This window comes from Chloroflexaceae bacterium (assembly GCA_025057155.1).
Lineage (GTDB): Bacteria > Chloroflexota > Chloroflexia > Chloroflexales > Chloroflexaceae > JACAEO01.
Genome location: JANWYD010000125.1, coordinates 1 through 620 on the forward strand (window position 1 = coordinate 1; position 620 = coordinate 620).

The window sequence follows — 620 nt, forward strand, 5'->3', positions numbered from 1 at the left end:
ATCGCGCCGTCGTAGCCCCACTGCTTGTATGCCGCGCCCCACACGCCGCGCAATTGCGCCTCGGCGGGGGGCATCCCGCGCCGATACCGAGCCACGCCGAACAGAATCCCCAATACCGCGGCGCCCAGCGCAATCCCGAACACCAAGCCCTTGCCCGCCTCCGCGCTCAGGAACAGCTGCTCCTGCGTAAGAATCGTAGGCTCCGCAACGGGCTTGAGAAACTCATGGAACGCCTTCTCGCCCGGCAGCAGCCAGCCGAACAGCACGGAGCCAAGCGCGAGCAGCCCCAGCACGCCCAGCACCGTCGCATACCGCTCGCGCGGCGGCTCGTGATGGTGGTCGTGGTTGTTCTCGTGCGCGGCAGGCGGCGCGAAGAACACCAGCCACACCATGCGCGTCATATACGCCGCCGTCAGCCCCGCCGTCAGGATGCCTACGCCGAACAGCACGGGCGCGAAGTTCACCAGCTTCGCGTTGTACACGCTGAGCAGAATCGCCTCTTTTGACCAGAAGCCCGACAGCGGCGGGATGCCCGCAATCGCCAGCCAGCCGATCAGCATCGTCGCCGCCGTGATGGGCAACGCCCGCGCCAAGCCGCCCATCCGCCGAATGTCGCCCTG

The 620-nt window shown here is 67.6% G+C and carries 1 protein-coding gene; it reads right to left on the bottom strand.

What is annotated here, in order from left to right; genetic code table 11:
• Positions 1-560, bottom strand: a 560-nt coding sequence (locus NZU74_20605; GenBank protein MCS6883728.1) for a hypothetical protein, incomplete at its 3' end; no start/stop codon positions are given.
• Positions 561-620: the final 60 nt, after the last annotated feature.